We start from the raw sequence: 21,269 nt of genomic DNA, 5'->3' as shown, positions 1-21,269 counted from the left end.
GGGCCCCTTTTTTTTTCCTGTCGTCCAACGCTTGTTTTTTTTCGGAACTGCCCCCATCTTGGCTTCAAGCTTACTTCCATCTGATTACGGCCTTATGGCCGCCGTAGAGGCGAAATCATGAAGACAACCATTGAATTGCCTCTCCTGCCATTGCGCGATGTTGTGGTCTATCCGCACATGGTGATCCCACTGTTCGTGGGACGCGAGAAATCAATCGAGGCCCTCGAGGCTGCGATGACGGGCGACAAGCAGATCTTGCTGTTGGCCCAAAAAAATCCTGCTGACGATGATCCGGGCGAAGACGCGCTCTATCGTGTAGGTACCATTGCGACCGTTCTGCAGTTGCTCAAGCTGCCGGATGGCACCGTCAAGGTTTTGGTCGAAGGCGAGCAGCGTGGCGCTGTCGAGCGCTTTGGCCAGGCTGAAGGCTATCTGAGTGCCGAAGTCTCCCTGATTGATGAGGTGGCTGCCCCGGAGCGTGAATCCGAAGTCTTTGTCCGCAGCCTGATCTCGCAGTTCGAGCAATATGTACAGCTGGGCAAAAAGGTCCCGGCTGAGGTTCTGTCCTCGCTTAACAGCATCGACGAACCAAGCCGTCTGGTCGATACCATGGCTGCCCATATGGCACTCAAGATCGAGCAGAAGCAGGAGATTCTTGAAATTATCGACCTGCAAACCCGGGTTGAGCACGTATTGGCATTGCTTGATGCCGAGATCGACCTGCTGCAAGTTGAAAAGCGTATCCGTGGCCGTGTCAAAAAGCAGATGGAGCGCAGCCAGCGCGAGTACTACCTGAATGAGCAGATGAAGGCCATTCAGAAGGAGCTCGGCGATGGTGATGATGGGCATAACGAAATCGAAGAGCTGAAAAAGCGCATCGAGTCCGCTGGTTTGCCCAAGGATGCAATGGCCAAGGCTCAGGCTGAGCTGAACAAGCTCAAGCAAATGTCCCCCATGTCCGCTGAAGCCACTGTCGTGCGCTCCTACATTGACTGGCTGGTTCAGGTGCCATGGAAAGCACAGAGCAAGGTCCGCCTGGATCTCAAGCGCGCTGAAGACATTCTGGATGCAGACCACTACGGTCTGGATGAAGTCAAAGAGCGGATTCTCGAATACCTCGCCGTGCAAAAACGGGTGAAGAAAATCCGTGGTCCGGTTTTGTGCCTGGTAGGACCTCCTGGTGTAGGTAAAACCTCCCTTGCAGAGTCCATAGCCCATGCAACAAACCGCAAATTCGTACGTATGGCCTTGGGTGGCGTGCGTGACGAAGCGGAAATTCGCGGTCATCGTCGTACCTACATTGGCTCGATGCCAGGTCGATTGATTCAGAAGATGACAAAAGTGGGGGTGCGCAACCCTCTGTTCCTGCTCGATGAAATCGACAAGATGGGCAGCGACATGCGCGGTGACCCGGCCTCTGCATTGCTTGAGGTGCTCGATCCCGAGCAAAACCACAATTTCAATGACCATTACCTCGAGGTCGACTACGACCTGTCTGACGTAATGTTCCTGTGTACCTCCAACTCGATGAATATTCCTCCAGCGTTGCTGGACCGGATGGAAGTCATTCGTCTGCCGGGTTACACCGAAGACGAAAAAATCAACATTGCCGTCAAATACCTCGCCCCCAAGCAAATTGAAGCCAATGGCTTGAAAAAAGGCGAGATAGCGTTCGACAACGAAGCCATCCGCGACATCATTCGCTATTACACCCGCGAAGCCGGTGTGCGGGGCCTTGAGCGCCAAATTGCGAAAATTTGCCGCAAGGCGGTCAAAGAACACGCGATGGAAAAACGTTTTGCAGTGACTGTGACGCCCGAGCTTCTCGAGCACTTTTTGGGTGTTCGAAAATACAGCTACGGACTGGCCGAGGTGCAGGACCAGATTGGTCAGGTGACCGGTCTGGCCTGGACTCAGGTCGGTGGCGAATTGCTGACAATTGAAGCTGCGGTAGTGCCGGGCAAGGGTCAGCTGATCAAGACCGGTTCTCTCGGTGACGTGATGGTGGAGTCGATTACTGCTGCGTTGACAGTGGTTCGCAGTCGCGCCAAGAGCCTGGGTATCCCGTTGGATTTCCACGAGAAACGTGACGTTCACATTCACATGCCGGAAGGGGCTACGCCCAAAGATGGTCCTAGTGCTGGTGTAGGAATGTGTACAGCTCTGGTTTCTGCGCTGACTTTGATTCCAGTACGTGCGGATGTTGCGATGACCGGCGAAATTACCCTGCGTGGCCAGGTGCTGGCGATTGGGGGCTTGAAGGAAAAGTTACTGGCTGCTCACCGAGGTGGGATCAAGACTGTAATTATTCCTGAAGAGAATGTCCGCGATCTGAAGGAAATTCCTGACAACATCAAACAGGATCTTCAGATTAAACCGGTTAAATGGATTGACGAGGTCCTGCAAATTGCGCTGCAATACGCGCCGGAGCCCTTGCCGGATGTGGCTCCCGAGATCGTTGCCAAGGATGACAAGCGAGAGTCTGACTCTAAGGAAAGAATTAGCACGCATTAATACGGATTTGCCTGACGGGCTTTCTTGACGCTTTTTAGAGCCCTTGTTATAAAGCGGCTCTATAAGTGTCCGTAAGTGCTTCAGCAATCGTTTGCTTTTACCAAAAAACTTTAGAAACATACTCAGATAGATATAAGGGGACTTAGAGTGAACAAGTCGGAACTGATTGATGCTATCGCTGCATCTGCTGATATCCCGAAAGCTGCAGCTGGCCGTGCGCTGGACGCAGTAATCGAATCCGTCACTGGCGCTCTTAAGGCTGGCGACTCTGTGGTACTGGTTGGTTTTGGTACTTTCTCTGTGACTGATCGTCCTGCTCGCACTGGTCGTAACCCACAGACTGGTCAAGCACTGGAAATTGCTGCTGCTAAAAAACCAGGCTTCAAAGCCGGTAAAGCACTGAAAGAAGCGGTTAACTAAGTTTTTGTAACACTTTTTACCCAACCGGGTCAGGCGCACGCCAGGCTTGGCAGCGGAGCGGTAGTGCAGTCGATGGTTATATCGACGTGGTACGCCGGGGGTCGCGGGTTCGAGCCCGGTCCGCTCCGCCAGTTACGAGAAGGCGCATCCTCGGATGCGCCTTTCTTCTATCCGGACTCTACCCACGCTCCACGGTTGCTCATTATGCAAGACCGTTTCTGGGGGAAGCATGCTGCAAAATATCAGGGACAATTCACAAGGCTGGATTGCCAAGACCATCATCGGTGTCATCGTCGCGTTAATGGCGTTGACCGGTTTCGATGCTATTTTTCAAGCCACCTCGACCAGCCAGGATGCGGCCAAGGTCAACGGTGACGAAATCACTCAAGTTGAGCTCAGCCAGGCTGTCGACATGCAACGTCGTCAGCTGATGCAACAGCTGGGCAAAGATTTCGACGCTTCTTTGCTGGACGAGAAAATGCTGCGTGAAGCAGCCCTTAAAGGGTTGATCGATCGTAAGTTGCTGCTGCAGGGTGCTAATCAGGCGAAGTTCTCCTTCTCTGAAGCGGCCCTGGATCAGGTCATTCTGCAGACACCTGAGTTTCAGGAAAACGGCCAGTTCAGCGCTGAACGTTTCGACCAGGTGATTCGTCAGCTGGGTTACGGTCGCCTGCAGTTCCGCGACATGCTGGGCCAGGAAATGCTGATTGGTCAGCTGCGCGCCGGTTTGGCGGGCAGTGGTTTCGTGACCGATGAGCAAGTGAACGCTTTTGCCCGTCTCGAAAAACAGACCCGTGATTTCTCTTCTCTGAACATCAAGGCCGACCCGGCTGCGGTGAAAGTCAGCGACGACGAAATCAAGGCTTACTACGACGAGCACGCCAAAGAATTCATGACGCCCGATCAGGTCGTGATCGACTACATCGAGTTGAAGAAGTCTTCGTTCTTTGATCAGGTGGCTGTGAAGGATGAAGAGCTGCAAGCCCTTTATCAGAAAGAAACCGCCAACCTTGCTGAGCAGCGCCGTGCTGCACACATCCTGATTGAAGTGAACGACAAGGTCAGCGACGAGCAGGCCAAAGCCAAGATTGCTGATATTGAGCAGCGTCTGGCCAAGGGTGAAAGCTTCGAGGCTTTGGCCAAAGAGTTCTCTCAGGATCCAGGCTCGGCTGCCAATGGCGGTGATCTGGGTTTCGCAGGTCCGGGTGTTTACGATCCTGTGTTTGAAACAGCGCTTTACGCTCTGAAAAAAGATCAGGTTTCTGAGCCGGTTCGCACCAGCTTTGGCTACCACCTGATCAAGTTGATGGGCGTCGAGGCACCTGAAGTGCCGAGCTTTGCCAGCCTGAAAGACAAGCTGACCCGTGACCTGAAAACCCAACAGGTTGAGCGTCGCTTTGTTGATGCAACCAAGCAGCTGGAAGACTCCGCATTTGAGGCGTCCGATCTGGTTCAACCTGCTCAGGAACTGAAGCTGACCGTGCATACCTCTGCACCGTTCGGTCGTCAGGGCGGGGAGGGGATTGCTGCCAACCGTGACGTGATCCAGGCAGCATTCAGCACTGAAGTGATGGATGAGGGGGCAAACAGTACTGCCATCGAACTCGATCCCGAGACGGTAGTGGTGTTGCGCGTCAAGGAACACCTCAAGCCTGAGCAGTTGCCTCTGGAAGCCGTTGCCGCAAGCATTCGTGGGCAATTGGTTAAAGAGCACGCCAGTGCAGCGGCTAAAACCAAAGCTGAAGAAATCATCAAAGGTCTACGCGATGGCAAGTTGCCGTTGGATAAGCCGGTTGATGGCCTGTCGTGGAAGGCTCACGAGGCAGTTGCCCGCGGTCAGGAAGGTATTGACCCTGCCGTGCTGCAAGCTGTGTTCCGCCTGGCCAAGCCAGTATCCAAGGACAAACCGACCTTTGGTAGCGTCACCCTGGCCGATGGCACCGTTGTTGTACTGCGTCTGGATGGCGTGAACGATGCTGCGAAGCCGACTGAAGAAGAGAAGGCGTCGTACCGTCGCTTCCTCGCTTCGCGTGTGGGCCAGCAAGACTTCGAAGCCTACCGCAAGCAGTTGCAAAATGAGGCGAAGGTCGAGCGCTACTAAGCGCTGGATCATCCGCACGACGAAAAAGGCCGCTCATTGAGCGGCCTTTTTTATGGGGCGGATTCAAGCAAGCCTGCGCTCACGAGTGAACTTTACGGCTGTCAGCCGGCGCCTCGGATCGCTCAGTGAGGGAGTAGTCGCGCAAAACATGGGCGATGCGCAAACGATAGTCCTCGAAGACTTGAGTACGTCCTGCGGCCTGGGCCATGCGGTGTTGTTCCAGTTGGCGCCAGCGCTGGATGGAGTCTTCGTCGCGCCAGAATGACAGCGACAGCAGCTTCCCGGGTTCACTGAGGCTCTGGAAGCGCTCGATGGAAATGAAGCCCTCAAGGTCAGCGAGCAATGGCCTGAGTTCGGCTGCAAGGTCCAGGTAACGCTGGTATTGGTCGGTGCGTGGCCACGCCTCGAAAATAACGGCAATCATTGCGCAATCTCCGGCTGCTGGCGAAATCGTGGAATTCGGCCATTGAGTGATGGGACATAGCTCCAGTGGCAGGTCCGGATAAAGGATGTGCCATGGCGTTGTAGTAGTACTGCGATGGTTTGTGCGGCGATCGCCAGTGCTATTTGTTGACCCGGGCATTGATGCCGGCCATGGCCGAAGCTGAAATTTTGACGCCGGGGCCGGTTGAGCAGAAAACAGTCCGGGTCATGATTGATGGCCGGATCTCTGTTTGCAGATGCCAGCAACACCAGAACCGTATCTGCGGCTTGCAGAGTGCAATTGCCGATGACGCAGCGTTTCGCGACAAAGCGCCGGGTGTTCTGTACCGATGGGTCGTGACGTGCTGCCTCGGCAACCAGTTCGGGGACAAGCGCCGGGGTTCGGCTGACCGCTTCAAGCAGCTCAGGCTGTTGCTGCAGGGCCACCAGTGCATTGCCGATCAGGCCGGCAGTGGCTTCGCAGGTCTGAGATAGCAGACCGATCAAATTGGCGATAAGCGCGGGACGATCGGCCTGGGTGCCAGATCGGTAAGCTGGACAAATAGCGTTGAGAAAAGCGCTGTGTCCAGCTTCGTCGTTCAACAGAACCTCAAACATCTGACTCAGCCGGGTTGCTGCAATGTCAGCGCTGCGCAGTTGTAACTCGCTGGCCAAAGGAGAAAGGCAGGCCACGAGATTACCGGTCAAAGCGCTCAGGGTATCAAGCTGGTGGTCATCGAAGCCTAGCAAGCGGCATAGCACTGAAACCGGCAATTTGAACATGAGTGAGTTCAGGCTATCGGCAGAGCTGTCTGTGATGGGGAAGAGGTGTGCAACCAGTGTTGCGATGTCTGCTGCCGACACTGACGCCAGTGCCGGTTCTATCCCGTGTCTGGGGCACTGATGGCGCGGCCCTTCATTCATGCGCATCAAGTTGCCGAACACCTGGCCTGAAGGCCTTTGTGCTATGGCCGGTGGAACGGGCTCATGCGGGGGGCGTACCAGCAAATCAGGATGCTGCACAATGGCCTGTATGACCCTTGCACCGCTTGCGACCCAACATCCCAGTCGGGAGTCAAAGTACAGGTCGGCCCTGTGTCTCAGTTGCGCATAAAAGGTATAGGGGTCGGGGTGGGTTGCAGCCTCGAAGGGTGTCATTCAGAGCGTCCTTTTCATGAAGAACCGTGACTTTCTCCCATCCCTTTGACCGATAATTCGCTCAGGAGCGAAGTATGGATGTTGCTTCCCGCACCTGCGGGGGGCAAGTGTGGCTGCCCACGGGCAATGAGTTTATAAAAGGCCGCAACGCAAAACGCCCGATGCAGTCAATGCACCGGGCGTTTCGGGTACAGGCTGCAAGCAAAGAGTTACTCTTCGAGGCTGCCCATTGCGGTGGTGTTGAAGCCGCCGTCTACGTACATGATTTCACCGCTGATGCCGGATGCCAGATCCGAGCACAGGAACGCGCCGGCATTGCCGACTTCGTCGATGGTGACGTTACGACGCAGAGGGGTCTGCGCTTCGTTGGCCGCCAGCATTTTACGGAAGTTCTTGATCCCCGATGCTGCCAGGGTGCGGATCGGGCCAGCCGATACGCAGTTAACGCGCGTACCTTCCGGGCCCAGGCTGCCTGCCAGGTAACGTACACCCGCTTCCAGGCTGGCCTTGGCCATGCCCATCACGTTGTAGTTAGGCATGGTGCGCTCGGCGCCCAGGTAGGACAGGGTCAGCAGGCTGCCATTACGGCCTTTCATCATCGGACGGCCGGCTTTGGCCAGGGCCACGAAGCTGTAGGCGCTGATGTCGTGAGCGATGCGGAAGCCTTCACGGGTAGTTGCGTCCGTGAAGTCGCCGTCCAGCTGATCGCCAGGTGCGAAGCCAACGGAGTGCACGATGCAGTCCAGGCCGTCCCATTTCTTGCTCAGGTCTTCGAAGACCTTGGCGATTTCTTCATCGCTGGCTACGTCGCAAGGGAAGCACAGTTCAGGGTTGGAACCCCAGCCTGCAGCGAACTCTTCAACGCGGCCTTTAAGCTTTTCGTTCTGATAAGTGAAAGCAAGTTCAGCGCCTTCACGGTGCATGGCGGCAGCAATGCCAGAAGCGATGGACAATTTGCTAGCGACACCGACGATCAGGACGCGCTTACCGGCGAGAAAACCCATGTGTTGTTCCTCTATCAGGTTAATCGACAGCCACTGGCGCCAAAAAGGCGGCTTCCAGCAGCTGCTGTGTATATGGATGTTGCGGTGAGGCAAAGATATTTTGCGCATCACCCTGTTCGACCACTTGGCCATGCTTGACCACCATCAGTTGGTGGCTAAGCGCTTTGACGACAGCCAGGTCATGGCTGATAAACAAATACGTCAGGTTGTACTTGGCTTGCAGCGAGCGCAACAGCTCAACCACCTGGCGTTGTACGGTCCGGTCCAACGCGGAGGTTGGCTCGTCCAGCAGAATCAACGCCGGTTTTAAAACCAGTGCCCGGGCAATGGCGATTCGTTGCCGCTGCCCGCCTGAAAACTCGTGAGGGTAGCGGTGCCGGGTTTCCGGATCCAGACCTACTTCGCGCAAGGCTTCAATAATTGCCACTTCCTGTTCTTCAGCGGTGCCCATGCGGTGAATACGCAAACCTTCACCGACAATCTCGCTGACGCTCATGCGTGGGCTGAGGCTGCCAAACGGATCCTGGAACACCACCTGCATTTCCCGCCTCAGCGGTCTGACCTCCTGGCGGGAAAGACAGTCTAGCCGTTTGTTCTCGAAACGGATCAAACCCTTGCTGGCAATCAAACGCAAAATCGCCAGGCCCAGGGTCGACTTGCCCGATCCGCTTTCTCCCACAATGCCCAGGGTCTGTCCCTGTGGCAGGCTGAAGTTTATGCCGTCGACCGCTTTGACGTAATCCACCGTCTTGCGCAGGAGTCCCTTTTTGATCGGGAACCAGACTTTCAGGTCCTCGATTTCCAGCAATGGCGGCCCCGCAACCGTATCGGCCGGGCCTCCGCTGGGCTCTGCGCTAAGCAGTTCCCGGGTGTACGGATGCTGTGGCGAACGGAACAACTGTTCGCACGATGCCTGTTCGACGATTAAACCGCGCTGCATGACACATACCCGATGCGCAATTCGTCGAACCAGGTTCAAATCGTGACTGATCAGTAACAGCGCCATCCCCAGGCGGGCCTGCAATTGCTTCAGCAATTCCAGAATTTTCAACTGCACTGTAACGTCCAGTGCCGTGGTGGGTTCGTCTGCGATCAGGAGTTCGGGTTCGTTCGCCAGGGCCATGGCGATCATCACGCGCTGGCGCTGGCCGCCTGAGAGCTCGTGTGGCAGCGCTTTGAGGCGTTTGTGGGGCTCGGGTATGCCAACCAGCTCCAGCAGCTCCAGGGTGCGCAGGGTGGCTGCCTTGCCGGTTAATCCCTTGTGAATGCCCAGCACTTCATTGATTTGTTTTTCAATGCAATGCAACGGGTTCAGCGAGGTCATGGGCTCCTGGAAAATCATGGCAATGCGATTGCCACGAATATGCCTGAGCTTTTTCTCCGGCAGCGTCAGCAGATCCTCGCCGGCATAGACGATGCTGCCCGTGGGATGGCGTGCTAGGGGGTATGGCAACAGGCGCAGAATCGAATGCGCGGTCACCGATTTGCCCGAGCCGCTTTCGCCAACCAGCGCCAGGGTTTCGCCGCGCCTGATATCGAAACTGATGCCTTGCACTACGCGATGGGGTTGTTCAGCGCTGACAAACTCGACGGAGAGATCACGCACTTCGATCAGATTTTCCTGCGTCATCTCATTTCCTCGGGTCGAAAGCATCGCGAGCGGACTCGCCGATAAACACCAGCAGGCTGAGCATGATGGCCAGCACGGCGAAAGCACTGATGCCCAGCCATGGCGCTTGCAGGTTGGACTTGCCTTGCGCCACCAGTTCGCCCAGCGACGGCGCGCCGGGGGGCAGGCCGAAGCCCAGAAAGTCCAGCGCGGTGAGGGTACCGATGGCGCCGGTCAAAATAAACGGCATGAAAGTCATGGTCGAAACCATCGCATTGGGCAGGATATGTCGGTACATGATCGCAATGTCCTGCATGCCCAGTGCCCGTGCGGCGCGCACATATTCCAGATTGCGTCCGCGCAGGAATTCGGCGCGTACCACATCTACCAGGCTCATCCATGAGAACAGCAGCATGATCCCCAGCAGCCACCAGAAGTTCGGCTGGACGAAACTGGCGAGAATGATCAGCAGATACAGCACCGGCAAACCTGACCAGATCTCAAGAAAGCGCTGACCGGCGAGGTCGATCCAGCCACCATAAAAACCCTGCAGGGCTCCCGCGATCACGCCAATGATCGAACTCAAAATGGTCAGTGTCAGGGCGAACAGCACCGAGATCCGGAAACCATAAATCACCCGCGCCAATACATCGCGGCCCTGGTCATCGGTGCCCAGCCAGTTCTCGGCGGAAGGCGGGGCCGGTGCCGGGACTTTCAGGTCGTAGTTAATACTCTGATAGCTGTACGGGATGGGCGGCCACAAGACCCAGGCGTCTTTCTTGGCCAGCAGTTCACGGATATAGGGGCTCTTGTAGTTGGCTTCGAGGGGGAACTCGCCGCCAAAGTCCGTCTCCGGGTAACGCTTGAGTGCCGGGAAATACCATTCACCGTCGTAATTGATTACCAGCGGTTTATCGTTGGCAATCAGCTCCGCACCCAGGCTGAGTCCGAACAGCAGTACAAAGATCCACAGCGACCACCAACCACGCTTGTTGGCCTTGAAACGTTCAAAACGTCGCCGATTGAGAGGGGACAGTTTCATCTCAATGCTCCCTGCTTTCGAAGTCGATGCGCGGATCAACCAGGGTGTAAGAGAGGTCTCCGATCAGTTTCACCAGCAGTCCGACCAGGGTGAAGATGAACAGGGTGCCGAAGACCACCGGGTAATCGCGATTGATCGCCGCTTCGAAACTCATGAGTCCCAGTCCGTCCAGCGAGAAAATCACTTCGACCAGCAATGAGCCGGTAAAGAAAATCCCGATAAAGGCCGACGGGAAGCCGGCAATTACCAGCAACATGGCATTGCGAAACACGTGACCGTAGAGCACCCGGTGGTTGGTCAGGCCTTTTGCCTTGGCGGTGACTACGTACTGTTTGTTGATTTCATCCAGAAAGCTGTTTTTGGTCAGCAGGGTCATGGTGGCGAAGTTGCCGATCACCAGGGCTGTGACGGGCAAGGCCAGGTGCCAGAAATAATCGAGAATCTTGCCCCCCAGACTCAGCTCGTCGAAGTTGTTGGAGGTCAGGCCCCGTAACGGAAACCAGTCCAGATAGCTGCCGCCGGCAAACACCACGATCAGCAGGATGGCAAACAGAAAGGCCGGAATGGCGTAGCCCACAATGATGGCCGAACTGGTCCAGACGTCGAACTGGCTGCCGTGTCGCGTGGCCTTGGCAATGCCCAGCGGGATAGACACCAGGTACATGATCAGCGTGCTCCATAGACCCAGCGAGATGGAGACAGGCATCTTTTCCTTGATCAGGTCGATGACCTTGGCATCCCGGAAAAAGCTCTCGCCGAAGTCCAGTCGCGCGTAGTTCTTGATCATGATCCACAAGCGCTCGGGGGCGGGCTTGTCGAAGCCGTACATCTTTTCGATTTCCTGGATCAGGGCCGGGTCCAGCCCCTGGGCGCCGCGATAGTTGGAGCCCGCCACCGAGACTTCGGAGCCACCGCCCGCAATGCGGCTGGTTGCGCCATCGAAGCCTTCAAGTTTGGCGATCATCTGTTCAACCGGCCCCCCGGGTGCGGCCTGGATGATGATGAAGTTAATCAGCAAAATACCGAGCAATGTCGGAATGATCAGCAGCAGTCGCCTGAATATATACGCCAGCATTTAAGGCTCCAGGTTTGCACTTTTGGTTTCGGTTGGAGTCGCGGGTTTGGTGTCAGGCTTTGCCCACCACGTAGTGGTTCCAATGTCGTACAAGGGGGTGACCGCGGGATGGCCGATATGATTTGAATAGGCCACGCGCCAGGTTTTGATGTGCCAGTTGGGAATCACGTAGAAGCCCCACTGCAAGACGCGGTCCAGAGCGCGGGCGTGATTGATCAGGCTTTGACGCGATTCAGCGTTGATCAGCCCCTCGGTCAGTTGGTCAATGGCCGGATCTTTGAGACCTATGAAATTGCGGCTGCCGGGTTTATCGGCGCTCTGCGATTCCCAGTACTCGCGCTGCTCGCTGCCAGGGGAGCTGGACTGCGGGAACCCGCCGACGATCATGTCGAAATCCCTGGAGCGCAGGCGGTTGAGGTACTGGGAGGTGTCAACCCGACGAATTTGCAAATCGATGCCCAGGTCGCTGAGGTTACGTTTGTAAGGCAGCAGAATTCGTTCGAACTCGGTTTGCGCCAGCAAAAATTCGATTTTTACCGGCTTGCCCTGGGCGTCGACCATCTTGTCGTCGACAATCCGCCATCCGGCGTCCTGCAGCAATTGATAGGCACGGCGCTGCTGGTCGCGAATCATGCCGCTGCCATCGGTGACCCCAGGGTTGAACACGTCGGTAAACACCTGGTCGGGGATCTGGCCGCGCAAGGGCTCCAGAATGGCCAGTTCTTCGGCCGTGGGCAGTGCTTTTGCGGCCATGTCCGAGTTTTCAAAAAAACTGTTGGTCCGTGCGTAAGCGCCACTGAACAACTGTTTGTTGGCCCATTCAAAGTCGAACAGCAGGCTCAGCGCCTCGCGTACCCGAACGTCCTGAAACATGGGCTTGCGCAGGTTGAAGATAAAACCCTGCATGCCTGTGGGGTTGTGGTTGCGTATTTCTTCTTTTTTCAAGCGTCCCTGAGTGAACGCCGGGGCGTTGTAGGCGCTGGCCCAGTTCTTGGCGCTGATCTCGAACCAGTAATCGAACTGCCCGGCCTTGAGCGCTTCAAAGGCCACGCTGTTGTCACGGAAGTAATCGACGGTAATCGTGTCGAAGTTGTACAGCCCTTTGTTGATCGGCAGATCCTTGCCCCAGTAGTTTTTGTTCCTTTCGTAACGAATTGAGCGCCCCGGCTTGATCTCGCTGATGGTGTAGGGGCCGCTGCCTACCGGGATTTCAAGATTACCCTTGCCGAAGTCCCGGTTTTCCCACCAGTGTTTGGGAAGGACGGGAAGTTGACCAAGGATCAGTGGCAACTCGCGGTTCTTGTTGTGCTTGAACGTGAACTTCACCTGCAGCGGGTTTTCCGCGATGGCCTGGTCAACATCGCTGTAGTAGCCCTTGTACAGCGGCGAGCCATTTTTCATCAGGGTATCGAAGCTGAACACCACGTCTTCGGCGCGAATCGGATGACCGTCGTTGAATTTGGCTTCGGGGCGCAGGTAAAAGCGCACCCAGCTGTTGTCCGGCGCTTTCTCGATCTTTTCGGCGATCACGCCATAGGCGGTGAAAGGTTCGTCCAGGCTTTGCCGGGCCAGCGTGTCAAAGGTCAGGTCAATGTCATCGGCCGGCACACCTTTGTTGATAAAGGGGTTAAGGCTGTCAAAAGTACCCAGTGCCGATTTTCGGAAGATGCCGCCCTTGGGGGCATCCGGATTGACGTAATCCACATGCTTGAAGTTGGCCGGATATTTCGGCGGCTCATCGTAGAGCGTCAAAGCATGCTGCGGGGCCGCCAGTGCCGCGCAGGCAAGACTCGCCAGCAGCATGGCGCAGAGAGGTTTGAGCAACGTACGCAAAGGCATCATCGGGTTTTCTCCGTAGGCTTGAGCCACCACGCGCTAAGGCCCAGGGCGTAGGGCGGCGTAGTCACGAAGGCGAACCGGTTGCGGTACGCCAGGCGGTGATAATTCAAATACCAGTTAGGAATGCTGTAGTGCTGCCAGAGCAGGACGCGATCCAGCGCCCGGCCTGCGGCCAGTTGTTCTTCGCGGGTCTGGGCTGCCAGCAGGCGCTCGAGCAATTGATCGACCACCGGGTTCGCCACGCCTGCATAGTTCTTGCTGCCTTTGACATTGGCCTGGCTGGAATGGAAGTACTGCCACTGCTCAAGTCCGGGGCTCAGGGTCTGATCCAGGGTCATCAGGATCATGTCGAAGTCGAATTGATCCAGGCGCTGTTTGTATTGAGCGCGGTCCACGGTGCGCAGCCGGGCATCGACCCCGATACTGGCCAGGTTCTCCACGTAGGGTTGCAGGATGCGCTCAAGGTTGGGGTTTACCAGCAGTATTTCGAAGCGCAGCGGTTTGCCATCTATATCGAGCAGGCGCTGTCCGGAAAGTTTCCAGCCACCCTCGGCCAGTAAACCCAGTGCCTGGCGCATGGTGTCCCGGGGAATGCCCCGGCCTCCGGTCTGCGGCAGGCCAAAGGCCTGGCTGAACAGTTCTGGGGGCAGCTGACTCCGCCAGGGTGAGAGCATCAGCCACTCATGCCCTTGTGGAATGCCGCTGGCCGAGAACTCGCTGTTGGGGTAGTAACTGGTGGCGCGCTTGTAGGCACCGTTGAACAGCGTGCGGTTGGTCCATTCAAAGTCGAACATGAGGCCCAGGGCCTCACGGACTTTTGCCTGGGCAAAGGCAGGACGCCGGCTGTTCATGAACAAGCCCTGGGTTTGCGTCGGGATCTGGTGGGGGATTTCGGCTTTGATCACCTCGCCGCGGCGGACGGCCGGGAAGTTATAGCCATTGGCCCAGTTCTTGGCCTGGTGTTCGATATAAATGTCGAACTCGCCCGCCTTGAATGCTTCGAAGGCCACATCGCTGTCGCGATAGAACTCCACTACAACCCGGTCGAAATTGTATTTGCCGCGATTGACCGGCAGGTTGGCCCCCCACCAGTTTTTGACGTGCTCAAACACCAGTTGCCGGCCGGGTGTGACCTTGGTGATGCGATAGGGGCCACTGCCCAGCGGCGGTTCGAAGGTGGTGGCTTTAAAGTTGCGGTTTACCCAGTAGTGCTGTGGCAGGACGGGTAATTCACCAAGGCGCAGTATCAGCAAGGGGTTGCCCGCGCGCTTGAACACGAAGCGAATGCGCTTGGGCCCCAGAATATCTACGCGCTGGACTTCCTGAAGGTTGGTCCGGTACTGCGGATGGCCTTCTTTGAGCAGCAGGTTGTAGGAAAACGCTACGTCGTAGGCGGTGATGGGCGTTCCATCGTGAAAGCGGGCTTCCGGGCGCAGGTTAAACACCACCCAGCTGCGGCCTTCGTTGTACTCCACCGATTGCGCGATCAGCCCGTAGCTGGAAGTGGGCTCATCGCCGGAGGGGGCGTATTGGCCAGTCCCGGCCATCAGGGTTTCGTTGAGCTCGTTGACCCCGTACTGCAGGAAATTTGCGGTCGATACCGGGCTGGTGCCCTTGAAAGTGTAGGGGTTGAGCGTGTCGAAGGTTCCAAACGCCATGACCTTCAGCGTCCCGCCTTTAGGCGCGTCAGGGTTGACCCAGTCGAAATGGGTAAACGTGGCCGGGTACCTGAGGGTGCCGAACTGCGCATAACCGTGGCTTTCACTCAGGGTTGCGCTTGCGGGGAAGCTCAAGGCCAGGCCGATTAATAACGGGAGGAGGGGTCGCATCAAGGCAAGAGATCCGATCCAGGCGTTGGGCTTAGGGTTTCCGTACAGTAACAGCTTGTATCTGTGGGAAAAAGGCCACTCTGGAAAGCACTGCGGGCAAGCTGCTTCTTACATATCTGTAGGAAACAGCTTGCCCGCAATATTGCCAGTCAGGAGCTTAGCGAGGTTTGGAAACCGTCAGCATTTGCCCTGGTTTCAGGGCTTTGGCGCTGCTCGGGTTCCAGTGCTTGAGGTGCTGCATTTCAACGTTGAAACGCTTGGCAACGATGTACAGCGAGTCGCCTTTTTTAACCTTGTATTGCGTCGGTTTTTTGCCTGCCGGTTTGCGTGTGTCTTGCATGACCAGAATCTGGCCGACCTTGAGGTTGTTGCCGCTCAATTTGTTCCAGTGCTGCAGGTCTTTGGCATTGACCTTGTTGGCCTTGGCAATCAGCGTCAGGTTGTCGCCACTCTTGACCCGGTACTTACGGTTAAGCCGGGTTGGTGAAACGCTTGCAACGTTGTCAAATACCGGCTTTTTAGGGCGCAGGCTGATCAACTCTTCAGGGTTGAGGTTGGACAGGCTGGCGGTCAGCAGTTGCGCTTTGGAAGTGGGTACCAACAAGTGCTGCGGGCCGTCGATGGTGGCGCGCTGTTTATAGGCCGGGTTCAGCTGGAACATCTCGTCTTCGTCGATCTCGGCCAGCGCTGCCACGCGTGACAAGTCCATGGACTGTTTGATTTCGACCATTTCGAAGTAGGGTTCGTTGGCGATGGGGTTCAGGTTGATGCCATAGGCCTCAGGGGCCATGACCACCTGAGACAGTGCCAGTAATTTGGGCACATAGTCTTTGGTTTCCTGCGGCAGGGGCAGGTTCCAGTAGTCAGTAGGCAACCCCAGTTTCTGGTTGCGCTCGATGGCCCGGCTTACGGTGCCTTCACCGGAGTTGTAAGCGGCCAGTGCCAGCAGCCAGTCACCGTTGAACATGTCGTGAAGGCGGTTAAGGTAGTCCAGGGCTGCGATGGTGGAGGCCGTAATGTCGCGGCGACCGTCGTAGGCACGGGTTTGACGCAAATTGAAGTAACGGCCTGTCGAAGGAATGAACTGCCAGAGCCCGACTGCATTGGCGTGGGAATACGCCATCGGGTTGTAGGCGCTTTCGATGGCTGGCAGCAGCGCCAGTTCCAGCGGCATGTTGCGCTCTTCGAGGCGTTCAACGATGTAGTGGATATAGAGGCTGCCGCGCTCTCCGGCGTTTTCGAGAAAGGACGGGTTGCTGGCAAACCACAAACGCTGCTGTTCAATGCGCGGGTTAACGTTCTGACCGTCTTGCAACTTGAAGCCCTGGCGCATCCGTTCCCATACATCTTGCGGGGCCACGGGGCTAGGTTTTTCACTGAGCCAGAGAGGCTCCTGAGGAATACGTTTGGTGATTTTCAGGCTGGCGCGTTCGGTTGGCTGAGCCGAATGGTCCATGGATTGGCAGCCCGCGAGAATGGCAGAGACAGCCACCGCGATAGCTTTGACCAAGCGCGTCAATGCGTCTGAATTGATGGAGTTACCTATAGATGACGACATTGGCTAGAAGATAGTTCAGGCAAAAATGTCGGGGGATTCTAGAAAGCAGGGGAGACGCGGTCAACTGTTCAGAATTTTTGTGCCAACCGCGACCCTGTTTAGAACTTATCTTTCCAGCTGCGCAAGCTGGCAAAGACCGCACTGGGCGAGTCATTGTCACGGGAATTCCACTCGTCAGCTTTTTCTTTAACGGATGTTTCATTGACCCGCAGAAACGGATTGGTGAGCAATTCGAGGGCAATACTTGATGGCAGACTGATGTGACCTGTTGCCCGCCATTCGGTGACTTGAGCGATTCGCGCGGCAATATCCGGGTTGCCAGGCTCTACCGCCTGGGCGAAGCGCAGATTGCTCAAAGTATATTCGTGGGTGCAGTACACCGCCGTGTTGGCGGGCAGTGCGGCCAGCCGGCTCAGGGACTGGTGCATCTGTTCGGGGGTGCCCTCGAACAGCCGGCCGCAACCGGCGGCGAACAGGGTATCGCCACACAGCAATATCGGCGCCGCCTGGTCAGCGTGATAATAGGCAATGTGTCCCAGGGTATGGCCGGGCACGAGCAGAACCTTGAACGTCAGGCCCAGGATTTCGATTTGATCGCTGTCGTTGAGTGCCACTTGTCGGGACGGGATGGTCTCGAGTGCAGGTCCCCAGACCTTCGCGTTAGTGTGCTCGTGAAGCTGGGCAACACCCCCCACATGGTCGAAGTGGTGATGGGTCACCAGAATGTCGCTTAGCACCCAGTCCGGGTGTCGGGCCAGCCAGGCCAGAACAGGCGCGGCGTCACCCGGATCGACCACGGCGCAACATTTGCGGGTCATGTCCTGTAACAACCAGATGTAGTTGTCGCTGAAGGCGGGCAGGGCGTCGATCTGTAACATGGTGCAATTCCCAAGTGCGAAACAATGGCGCATCTTAGGGGTTGTTGCCGGTTCATGGCGAGCCACGATGTACAGCAGCCCCGGGTTTGGTAATAGGCATATGGCGAGTTGGAGGAGCAATGACCGATAAAGCATTGGCTCAGGCAGATCCTGAGTGGCTGGAGCTGATCAGTTCAGCCCGAGAGTGGTTGTCCAGCCCCCTTGGACAAGTGCTGCTCAACGATGAGCAGCGGGTTCTCGAGGAGGAGCTCGGGCGCTATTTCGGCGGTTATCTGGTGCATTACGGCCCTGGCGCCGACACCCCGCCCAAGGCGCCGCAAGTGCAACGCAATGTACGCCTGGGGGCACCCCTGCCCGGTGTCGAAATCATTTGTGAAGAACAGGCCTGGCCTTTATGTGAGCACGCCGCCGATGTCGTGGTGTTGCAGCATGGCCTGGATTTCTGTCTGTCGCCCCACGGCCTGTTGCGTGAAGCGGCCAGTAGCGTGCGTCCCGGCGGCCATTTGTTGATTGTCGGTATCAACCCCTGGAGCGGCTGGGGATTGCGCCATGTATTCGCCAAGGATGCCCTCGGCAAGGCTCGTTGCATCTCACCTTCGCGAGTGGCCGACTGGCTGAACCTGCTGGGCTTTGCGCTGGAGAAACGCCGCTTTGGGTGCTATCGTCCGCCGCTCGCATCGAAAGCGTGGCAAAGCCGATTTTCAGGCTGGGAGCGCAAGGCCGGTAGCTGGCAATTGGCCGGTGGCGGCTTCTATGTATTGGTCGCGCGTAAAATGGTGGTGGGCTTGCGTCCCGTCAATCCGATGCGCAGAGAGCCGATGGGCAAGCTGATCCCCTTGCAGATGGCCAAGGTCAATCGGCGTCACACTGAACCTTAATTAATGTCAGGTCGGGTTTGCCCGGCCTCAGGTGCTGCTGATCCTCGATTGGCAGGCCAAGGCAGCCTTTTCTGGATAGTTTGTAATGAGCGATAGCGTTGAGATGTTCACCGATGGTGCCTGCAAGGGCAATCCTGGCCCGGGCGGCTGGGGTGCTTTACTGGTCTGCCAGGGTGTCGAAAAAGAACTCTGGGGTGGCGAACCCGCTACCACCAACAACCGCATGGAGCTGATGGCGGCCATTCGTGGCCTTGAAGAGCTCAAGCGCCCCTGTGAAGTGTTGCTGGTGACCGACTCGCAGTACGTGATGAAAGGCATTACCGAGTGGATGGTCAACTGGAAAAAACGCGGCTGGAAAACTGCGGCCAAAGAACCGGTTAAAAATGCCGACCTGTGGAAGTTGCTCGATGAGCAAGTCAATCGTCACACCGTGAAGTGGCAGTGGGTACGCGGGCATATCGGCCATTATGGCAACGAGCGCGCCGACCAGTTGGCCAATCGCGGGGTGGACGAAATGAGGGGCATCAAGCATGCGTAGTGTTGTTCTCGATACTGAAACCACCGGTATGCCGGTTACCGATGGCCACCGGGTGATCGAGATCGGTTGCGTCGAGTTGATGGGCCGCCGTCTGACCGGCCGGCATTTTCACGTGTATCTGCAACCCGATCGTGAAAGTGACGAGGGCGCAATTGGCGTTCACGGCATTACTAACGAATTTCTGGTGGGCAAGCCCCGTTTCGCAGAAGTCGCCGACGAGTTTTTTGACTTCATCAAAGGCGCGCAACTGATCATTCATAACGCCGCGTTCGACGTGGGCTTTCTGAATAACGAATTTGCCCTGATCGGGCAGACCGACCGCGCCGACATCACCCGCCATTGCACTATTCTCGACACCCTGGCGATGGCGCGAGCGCGTCATCCGGGTCAGCGCAACAGCCTGGATGCCTTGTGCAAACGCTATGGCGTCGACAACTCGGGGCGTGAACTGCACGGCGCACTGCTCGACTCCGAGATTCTGGCGGACGTTTACCTGACCATGACCGGTGGCCAGACCAGCCTGTCGCTGGCCGGTAACGCATCTGACGGCAATGGTTCCGGCGAAGGTTCAGGCAACCAGGCCAGCGAAATCATCCGCTTGTCAGCCGATCGCCAGCCTGGCCGGATTATCCGTGCAAGTGAAAGCGATCTGGCCGAGCACGCGGCTCGTCTTGAGGCTATTGCCAAGTCTGCGGGTGGGCCATCGCTGTGGGCCCAGCTTCTCGAAGCCAAAGAACAGACACTGCAATAACCCCGTTTGACGCCGGGGCTATTGCGCACGAAGAAGGATTTTTCATGTACCTGGTTATGAATCCAAAGGACCCGGAAGTCTCTGTGCGTTTGGCCGATGAAGGCTTTGCTCCCTACGTGTGGGGCAATGATTTCAGTTTTGACGTCTGTGCCTATGCCCGTGTCGACCAACATAAAAAGGTCGAGCACTGGCCATTGGATACGATCACGCCTTACCGCAAATGCTACGGGATTGACCCTGACGAATTCGCCAGCTACCGCGGGGCGCCAGACAGTGCGATCTTCATGGCCTATCTGGACAACCAGCCGGTCGGCCATGTTGTGGTCAGCACCAACTGGAACGGTTTTGCCCATGTCGATGAACTGGCTGTCGCCGCCTGTGCCCGGCGCCATGGTGTGGCCAAGTCATTACTGGACGTGGTCAGGTTCTGGAGCCTGAAGAAAAAACTGCCAGGCATCATGCTTGAAACCCAGAACAACAACATTGGCGCCTGTCGGCTGTATGAGCGCTGCGGGTATCAGGTGGGGGGTATCGATCATCTGCGTTATCGAGGCATTGACCCGCTGACCCGCGAGGTCGCGATTTTTTGGTATCTGTTGTTCGAAAACCACTGCTGACGTTGCAGGAACTGATTTGCCGGCGACGGGATCGCCAGCAATATGCACGATTCGATTACAGCGCCATCAACCCCTGATCAGCCAGCAAGGCTTCGGCCTTCTGCCGCACGATATCGAACAATGCCTGCAACGCCGGGGCTGGCTCCGAGCCCTTGGGAGTCAGTGCATACAGGGTCACCGGGATCGCAGGCGAGAGCGGGCACACGTCCAGCCCGCCGGCTTTGGCACCCGCAGCGGTAAACGGGTCGACCAGGGCCAACCCTTCGCCAGCCTCCACCATGCTGCGCAACATCTGATAATTCTGAACCTGAATCTGCACCACGGGTGCCGGGCGCAAGGCTTGCAGCTTGCTGTCCAGCACGCGGCTCAGCGGGTCCTGGTGTTGCAGGCCAATCATTGCCTGGCCTGCCAGATCTTGCAGACCTATGTATTTTTGCTTGGGGGATAACCAGCCGTGGGGGGCCAACAACTGCACCTTGCCCTGGGTCAGCTTGAGGCAATCAATGCCCGGTTGTTCAGCCGGGTGCAGGCTGAAGCCCACATCGCATTCGTCCATCAACAAGCGGCGCGCGATTTCGCCGCAGGGCGCGCTGCTCAAGGTGCTGGGCGTATCGGCAATGCGCCGTCGCAGCAGTGCAATGCTGTAGGGCAGCAGGGTCTGGGCCAGTGTTTCGCTACAGGTCACGCGCAATACGGGCTCCTGATGCTGGCGCAAGGCGTCGGCAAGCCGGCGTAGTGGCTCGAAGTCCAGGTACAGCTGATTGGCGAGGGGTTGCAGCAGAAGGGTTTCGCGGCTGGCCTGCAGCCGTCCGCGTACGCTGGCAAACAACATGAAGCCGAGCTGTTGCTCGGCCTCATGCAGCGTGGCACTGAGGGTGGCCACTGGCATTTGCAGCAGCTCGCCAGCATGGTCGAGGCTACCGGTCTGCAAGATGGCCTGAATCACTTCGATATGGCGTAAGCGCATGCGTGAAGTCCATGTTCAGCGGATGAGGTTTCAGCGTTGTGAAGCCTGACCCAAGTCTCATCCTGTGA

General features: G+C 56.9%; 18 protein-coding genes. 7 read left to right on the top strand and 11 right to left on the bottom strand.

Translation table 11 applies throughout. From position 1 onward, the window contains the following. The first annotated feature begins 117 nt into the window (after positions 1–117). The 3 genes from lon to B195_RS16120 all read left to right on the top strand — a co-directional run bounded on the left by lon (position 118) and on the right by B195_RS16120 (position 5,035). The gene (gene lon / locus B195_RS16130) at positions 118–2,514 is read left to right on the top strand and encodes an endopeptidase La (RefSeq protein WP_003441367.1); all 2,397 of its coding nucleotides are present in this window, start codon (positions 118–120) and stop codon (positions 2,512–2,514) included. Between the two features lie 147 nt (positions 2,515–2,661). Further along, on the top strand, positions 2,662–2,934 hold the full coding sequence (locus tag B195_RS16125) for an HU family DNA-binding protein (protein ID WP_003441370.1): 273 nt from the start codon (positions 2,662–2,664) through the stop codon (positions 2,932–2,934). A gap of 229 nt (positions 2,935–3,163) precedes the next feature. After that, entirely contained in the window at positions 3,164–5,035 is a 1,872-nt protein-coding gene (locus B195_RS16120; RefSeq protein WP_003441372.1) for a SurA N-terminal domain-containing protein, read from the top strand. Positions 5,036–5,114: 79 nt separating this feature from the next. On the opposite strand, the gene B195_RS16115 is transcribed toward B195_RS16120, so the two are convergent. From B195_RS16115 to gloB, 10 genes are all read right to left on the bottom strand, one after another. Further along, entirely contained in the window at positions 5,115–5,459 is a 345-nt protein-coding gene (locus tag B195_RS16115) for an antibiotic biosynthesis monooxygenase (RefSeq protein ID WP_003441374.1), read from the bottom strand. Then, entirely contained in the window at positions 5,456–6,322 is an 867-nt protein-coding gene (locus tag B195_RS16110) for a cytochrome P450 (RefSeq protein ID WP_369826249.1), read from the bottom strand. The genes B195_RS16115 and B195_RS16110 overlap by 4 nt, the downstream gene beginning before the upstream one ends. Positions 6,323–6,825: 503 nt before the next feature. Next, positions 6,826–7,620 (bottom strand): enoyl-ACP reductase FabI, encoded by a 795-nt coding sequence (fabI, locus tag B195_RS16105; RefSeq protein WP_003441378.1) that lies wholly within the window; start codon positions 7,618–7,620, stop codon positions 6,826–6,828. A 19-nt stretch (positions 7,621–7,639) separates the two neighbouring features. Beyond that, a complete protein-coding gene (locus B195_RS16100) occupies positions 7,640–9,250 on the bottom strand; it encodes an ABC transporter ATP-binding protein (RefSeq protein WP_003441379.1) in 1,611 nt (536 codons plus the stop codon). A gap of 1 nt (position 9,251) precedes the next feature. Next, complete coding sequence (locus B195_RS16095) at positions 9,252–10,271, bottom strand: ABC transporter permease (RefSeq protein ID WP_003441380.1); 1,020 nt, start codon at positions 10,269–10,271, stop codon at positions 9,252–9,254. Between the two features lies 1 nt (position 10,272). Beyond that, positions 10,273–11,346 (bottom strand): microcin C ABC transporter permease YejB, encoded by a 1,074-nt coding sequence (locus B195_RS16090; protein WP_003441381.1) that lies wholly within the window; start codon positions 11,344–11,346, stop codon positions 10,273–10,275. After that, entirely contained in the window at positions 11,347–13,188 is a 1,842-nt protein-coding gene (locus B195_RS16085; protein ID WP_003441382.1) for an extracellular solute-binding protein, read from the bottom strand. After that, a complete protein-coding gene (locus B195_RS16080; RefSeq protein ID WP_003441383.1) occupies positions 13,185–15,014 on the bottom strand; it encodes an extracellular solute-binding protein in 1,830 nt (609 codons plus the stop codon). The genes B195_RS16085 and B195_RS16080 overlap by 4 nt, the downstream gene beginning before the upstream one ends. 157 nt (positions 15,015–15,171) lie before the next feature. Then, on the bottom strand, positions 15,172–16,572 hold the full coding sequence (locus B195_RS16075; protein WP_037001417.1) for a transglycosylase SLT domain-containing protein: 1,401 nt from the start codon (positions 16,570–16,572) through the stop codon (positions 15,172–15,174). Positions 16,573–16,670: 98 nt separating this feature from the next. Continuing rightward, positions 16,671–17,450, bottom strand: coding sequence for a hydroxyacylglutathione hydrolase (gloB, locus tag B195_RS16070; RefSeq protein ID WP_003441385.1), 780 nt, complete (start codon positions 17,448–17,450; stop codon positions 16,671–16,673). A 119-nt stretch (positions 17,451–17,569) separates the two neighbouring features. Between gloB and B195_RS16065 the strand changes: the two genes are divergently transcribed. The 4 genes from B195_RS16065 (at position 17,570) to B195_RS16050 (ending at position 20,234) form a co-directional block, all read left to right on the top strand. Beyond that, positions 17,570–18,328 (top strand): class I SAM-dependent methyltransferase, encoded by a 759-nt coding sequence (locus tag B195_RS16065; protein ID WP_003441386.1) that lies wholly within the window; start codon positions 17,570–17,572, stop codon positions 18,326–18,328. An 85-nt stretch (positions 18,329–18,413) separates the two neighbouring features. Next, positions 18,414–18,866 carry a ribonuclease HI gene (rnhA, locus tag B195_RS16060; RefSeq protein ID WP_003441387.1) on the top strand — a complete coding sequence of 151 codons (453 nt, stop codon included), beginning with the start codon at positions 18,414–18,416 and terminating at the stop codon, positions 18,864–18,866. Beyond that, positions 18,859–19,617: a DNA polymerase III subunit epsilon gene (dnaQ, locus tag B195_RS16055; protein WP_003441388.1), complete on the top strand. Its 759-nt coding sequence runs from the start codon at positions 18,859–18,861 to the stop codon at positions 19,615–19,617. Before rnhA ends, dnaQ begins: the two co-directional genes overlap by 8 nt. 44 nt (positions 19,618–19,661) lie before the next feature. Further along, positions 19,662–20,234 carry a GNAT family N-acetyltransferase gene (locus tag B195_RS16050; protein ID WP_003441389.1) on the top strand — a complete coding sequence of 191 codons (573 nt, stop codon included), beginning with the start codon at positions 19,662–19,664 and terminating at the stop codon, positions 20,232–20,234. Positions 20,235–20,289: 55 nt separating this feature from the next. On the opposite strand, the gene B195_RS16045 is transcribed toward B195_RS16050, so the two are convergent. Next, positions 20,290–21,201 carry a LysR substrate-binding domain-containing protein gene (locus B195_RS16045; protein ID WP_003441390.1) on the bottom strand — a complete coding sequence of 304 codons (912 nt, stop codon included), beginning with the start codon at positions 21,199–21,201 and terminating at the stop codon, positions 20,290–20,292. Between the last annotated feature and the right edge of the window lie 68 nt (positions 21,202–21,269).

The sequence above is a fragment of the Pseudomonas sp. Lz4W genome, from assembly GCF_000346225.2.
Classification (GTDB): domain Bacteria; phylum Pseudomonadota; class Gammaproteobacteria; order Pseudomonadales; family Pseudomonadaceae; genus Aquipseudomonas; species Aquipseudomonas paraversuta.
Note: the sequence above shows the minus strand (reverse complement) of the source record. Positions and strands in the feature narration are given on the sequence as shown.

Excerpts from the sequence above, each read along its gene's own strand:
- B195_RS16120 (WP_003441372.1), top strand. The coding sequence starts at position 3,164 with ATGCTGCAAAATATCAGGGACAATTCACAAGGCTGGATTGCCAAGACC.
- B195_RS16085 (WP_003441382.1), bottom strand. The coding sequence starts at position 13,188 with ATGATGCCTTTGCGTACGTTGCTCAAACCTCTCTGCGCCATGCTGCTG.
- B195_RS16065 (WP_003441386.1), top strand. The coding sequence starts at position 17,570 with ATGACCGATAAAGCATTGGCTCAGGCAGATCCTGAGTGGCTGGAGCTG.
- lon (WP_003441367.1), top strand. The coding sequence starts at position 118 with ATGAAGACAACCATTGAATTGCCTCTCCTGCCATTGCGCGATGTTGTG.
- B195_RS16080 (WP_003441383.1), bottom strand. The coding sequence starts at position 15,014 with ATGCGACCCCTCCTCCCGTTATTAATCGGCCTGGCCTTGAGCTTCCCC.
- gloB (WP_003441385.1), bottom strand. The coding sequence starts at position 17,450 with ATGTTACAGATCGACGCCCTGCCCGCCTTCAGCGACAACTACATCTGG.
- fabI (WP_003441378.1), bottom strand. The coding sequence starts at position 7,620 with ATGGGTTTTCTCGCCGGTAAGCGCGTCCTGATCGTCGGTGTCGCTAGC.
- B195_RS16100 (WP_003441379.1), bottom strand. The coding sequence starts at position 9,250 with ATGACGCAGGAAAATCTGATCGAAGTGCGTGATCTCTCCGTCGAGTTT.
- B195_RS16115 (WP_003441374.1), bottom strand. The coding sequence starts at position 5,459 with ATGATTGCCGTTATTTTCGAGGCGTGGCCACGCACCGACCAATACCAG.
- B195_RS16075 (WP_037001417.1), bottom strand. The coding sequence starts at position 16,572 with ATGTCGTCATCTATAGGTAACTCCATCAATTCAGACGCATTGACGCGC.
- B195_RS16090 (WP_003441381.1), bottom strand. The coding sequence starts at position 11,346 with ATGCTGGCGTATATATTCAGGCGACTGCTGCTGATCATTCCGACATTG.
- B195_RS16050 (WP_003441389.1), top strand. The coding sequence starts at position 19,662 with ATGTACCTGGTTATGAATCCAAAGGACCCGGAAGTCTCTGTGCGTTTG.
- B195_RS16095 (WP_003441380.1), bottom strand. The coding sequence starts at position 10,271 with ATGAAACTGTCCCCTCTCAATCGGCGACGTTTTGAACGTTTCAAGGCC.
- rnhA (WP_003441387.1), top strand. The coding sequence starts at position 18,414 with ATGAGCGATAGCGTTGAGATGTTCACCGATGGTGCCTGCAAGGGCAAT.
- B195_RS16045 (WP_003441390.1), bottom strand. The coding sequence starts at position 21,201 with ATGCGCTTACGCCATATCGAAGTGATTCAGGCCATCTTGCAGACCGGT.
- dnaQ (WP_003441388.1), top strand. The coding sequence starts at position 18,859 with ATGCGTAGTGTTGTTCTCGATACTGAAACCACCGGTATGCCGGTTACC.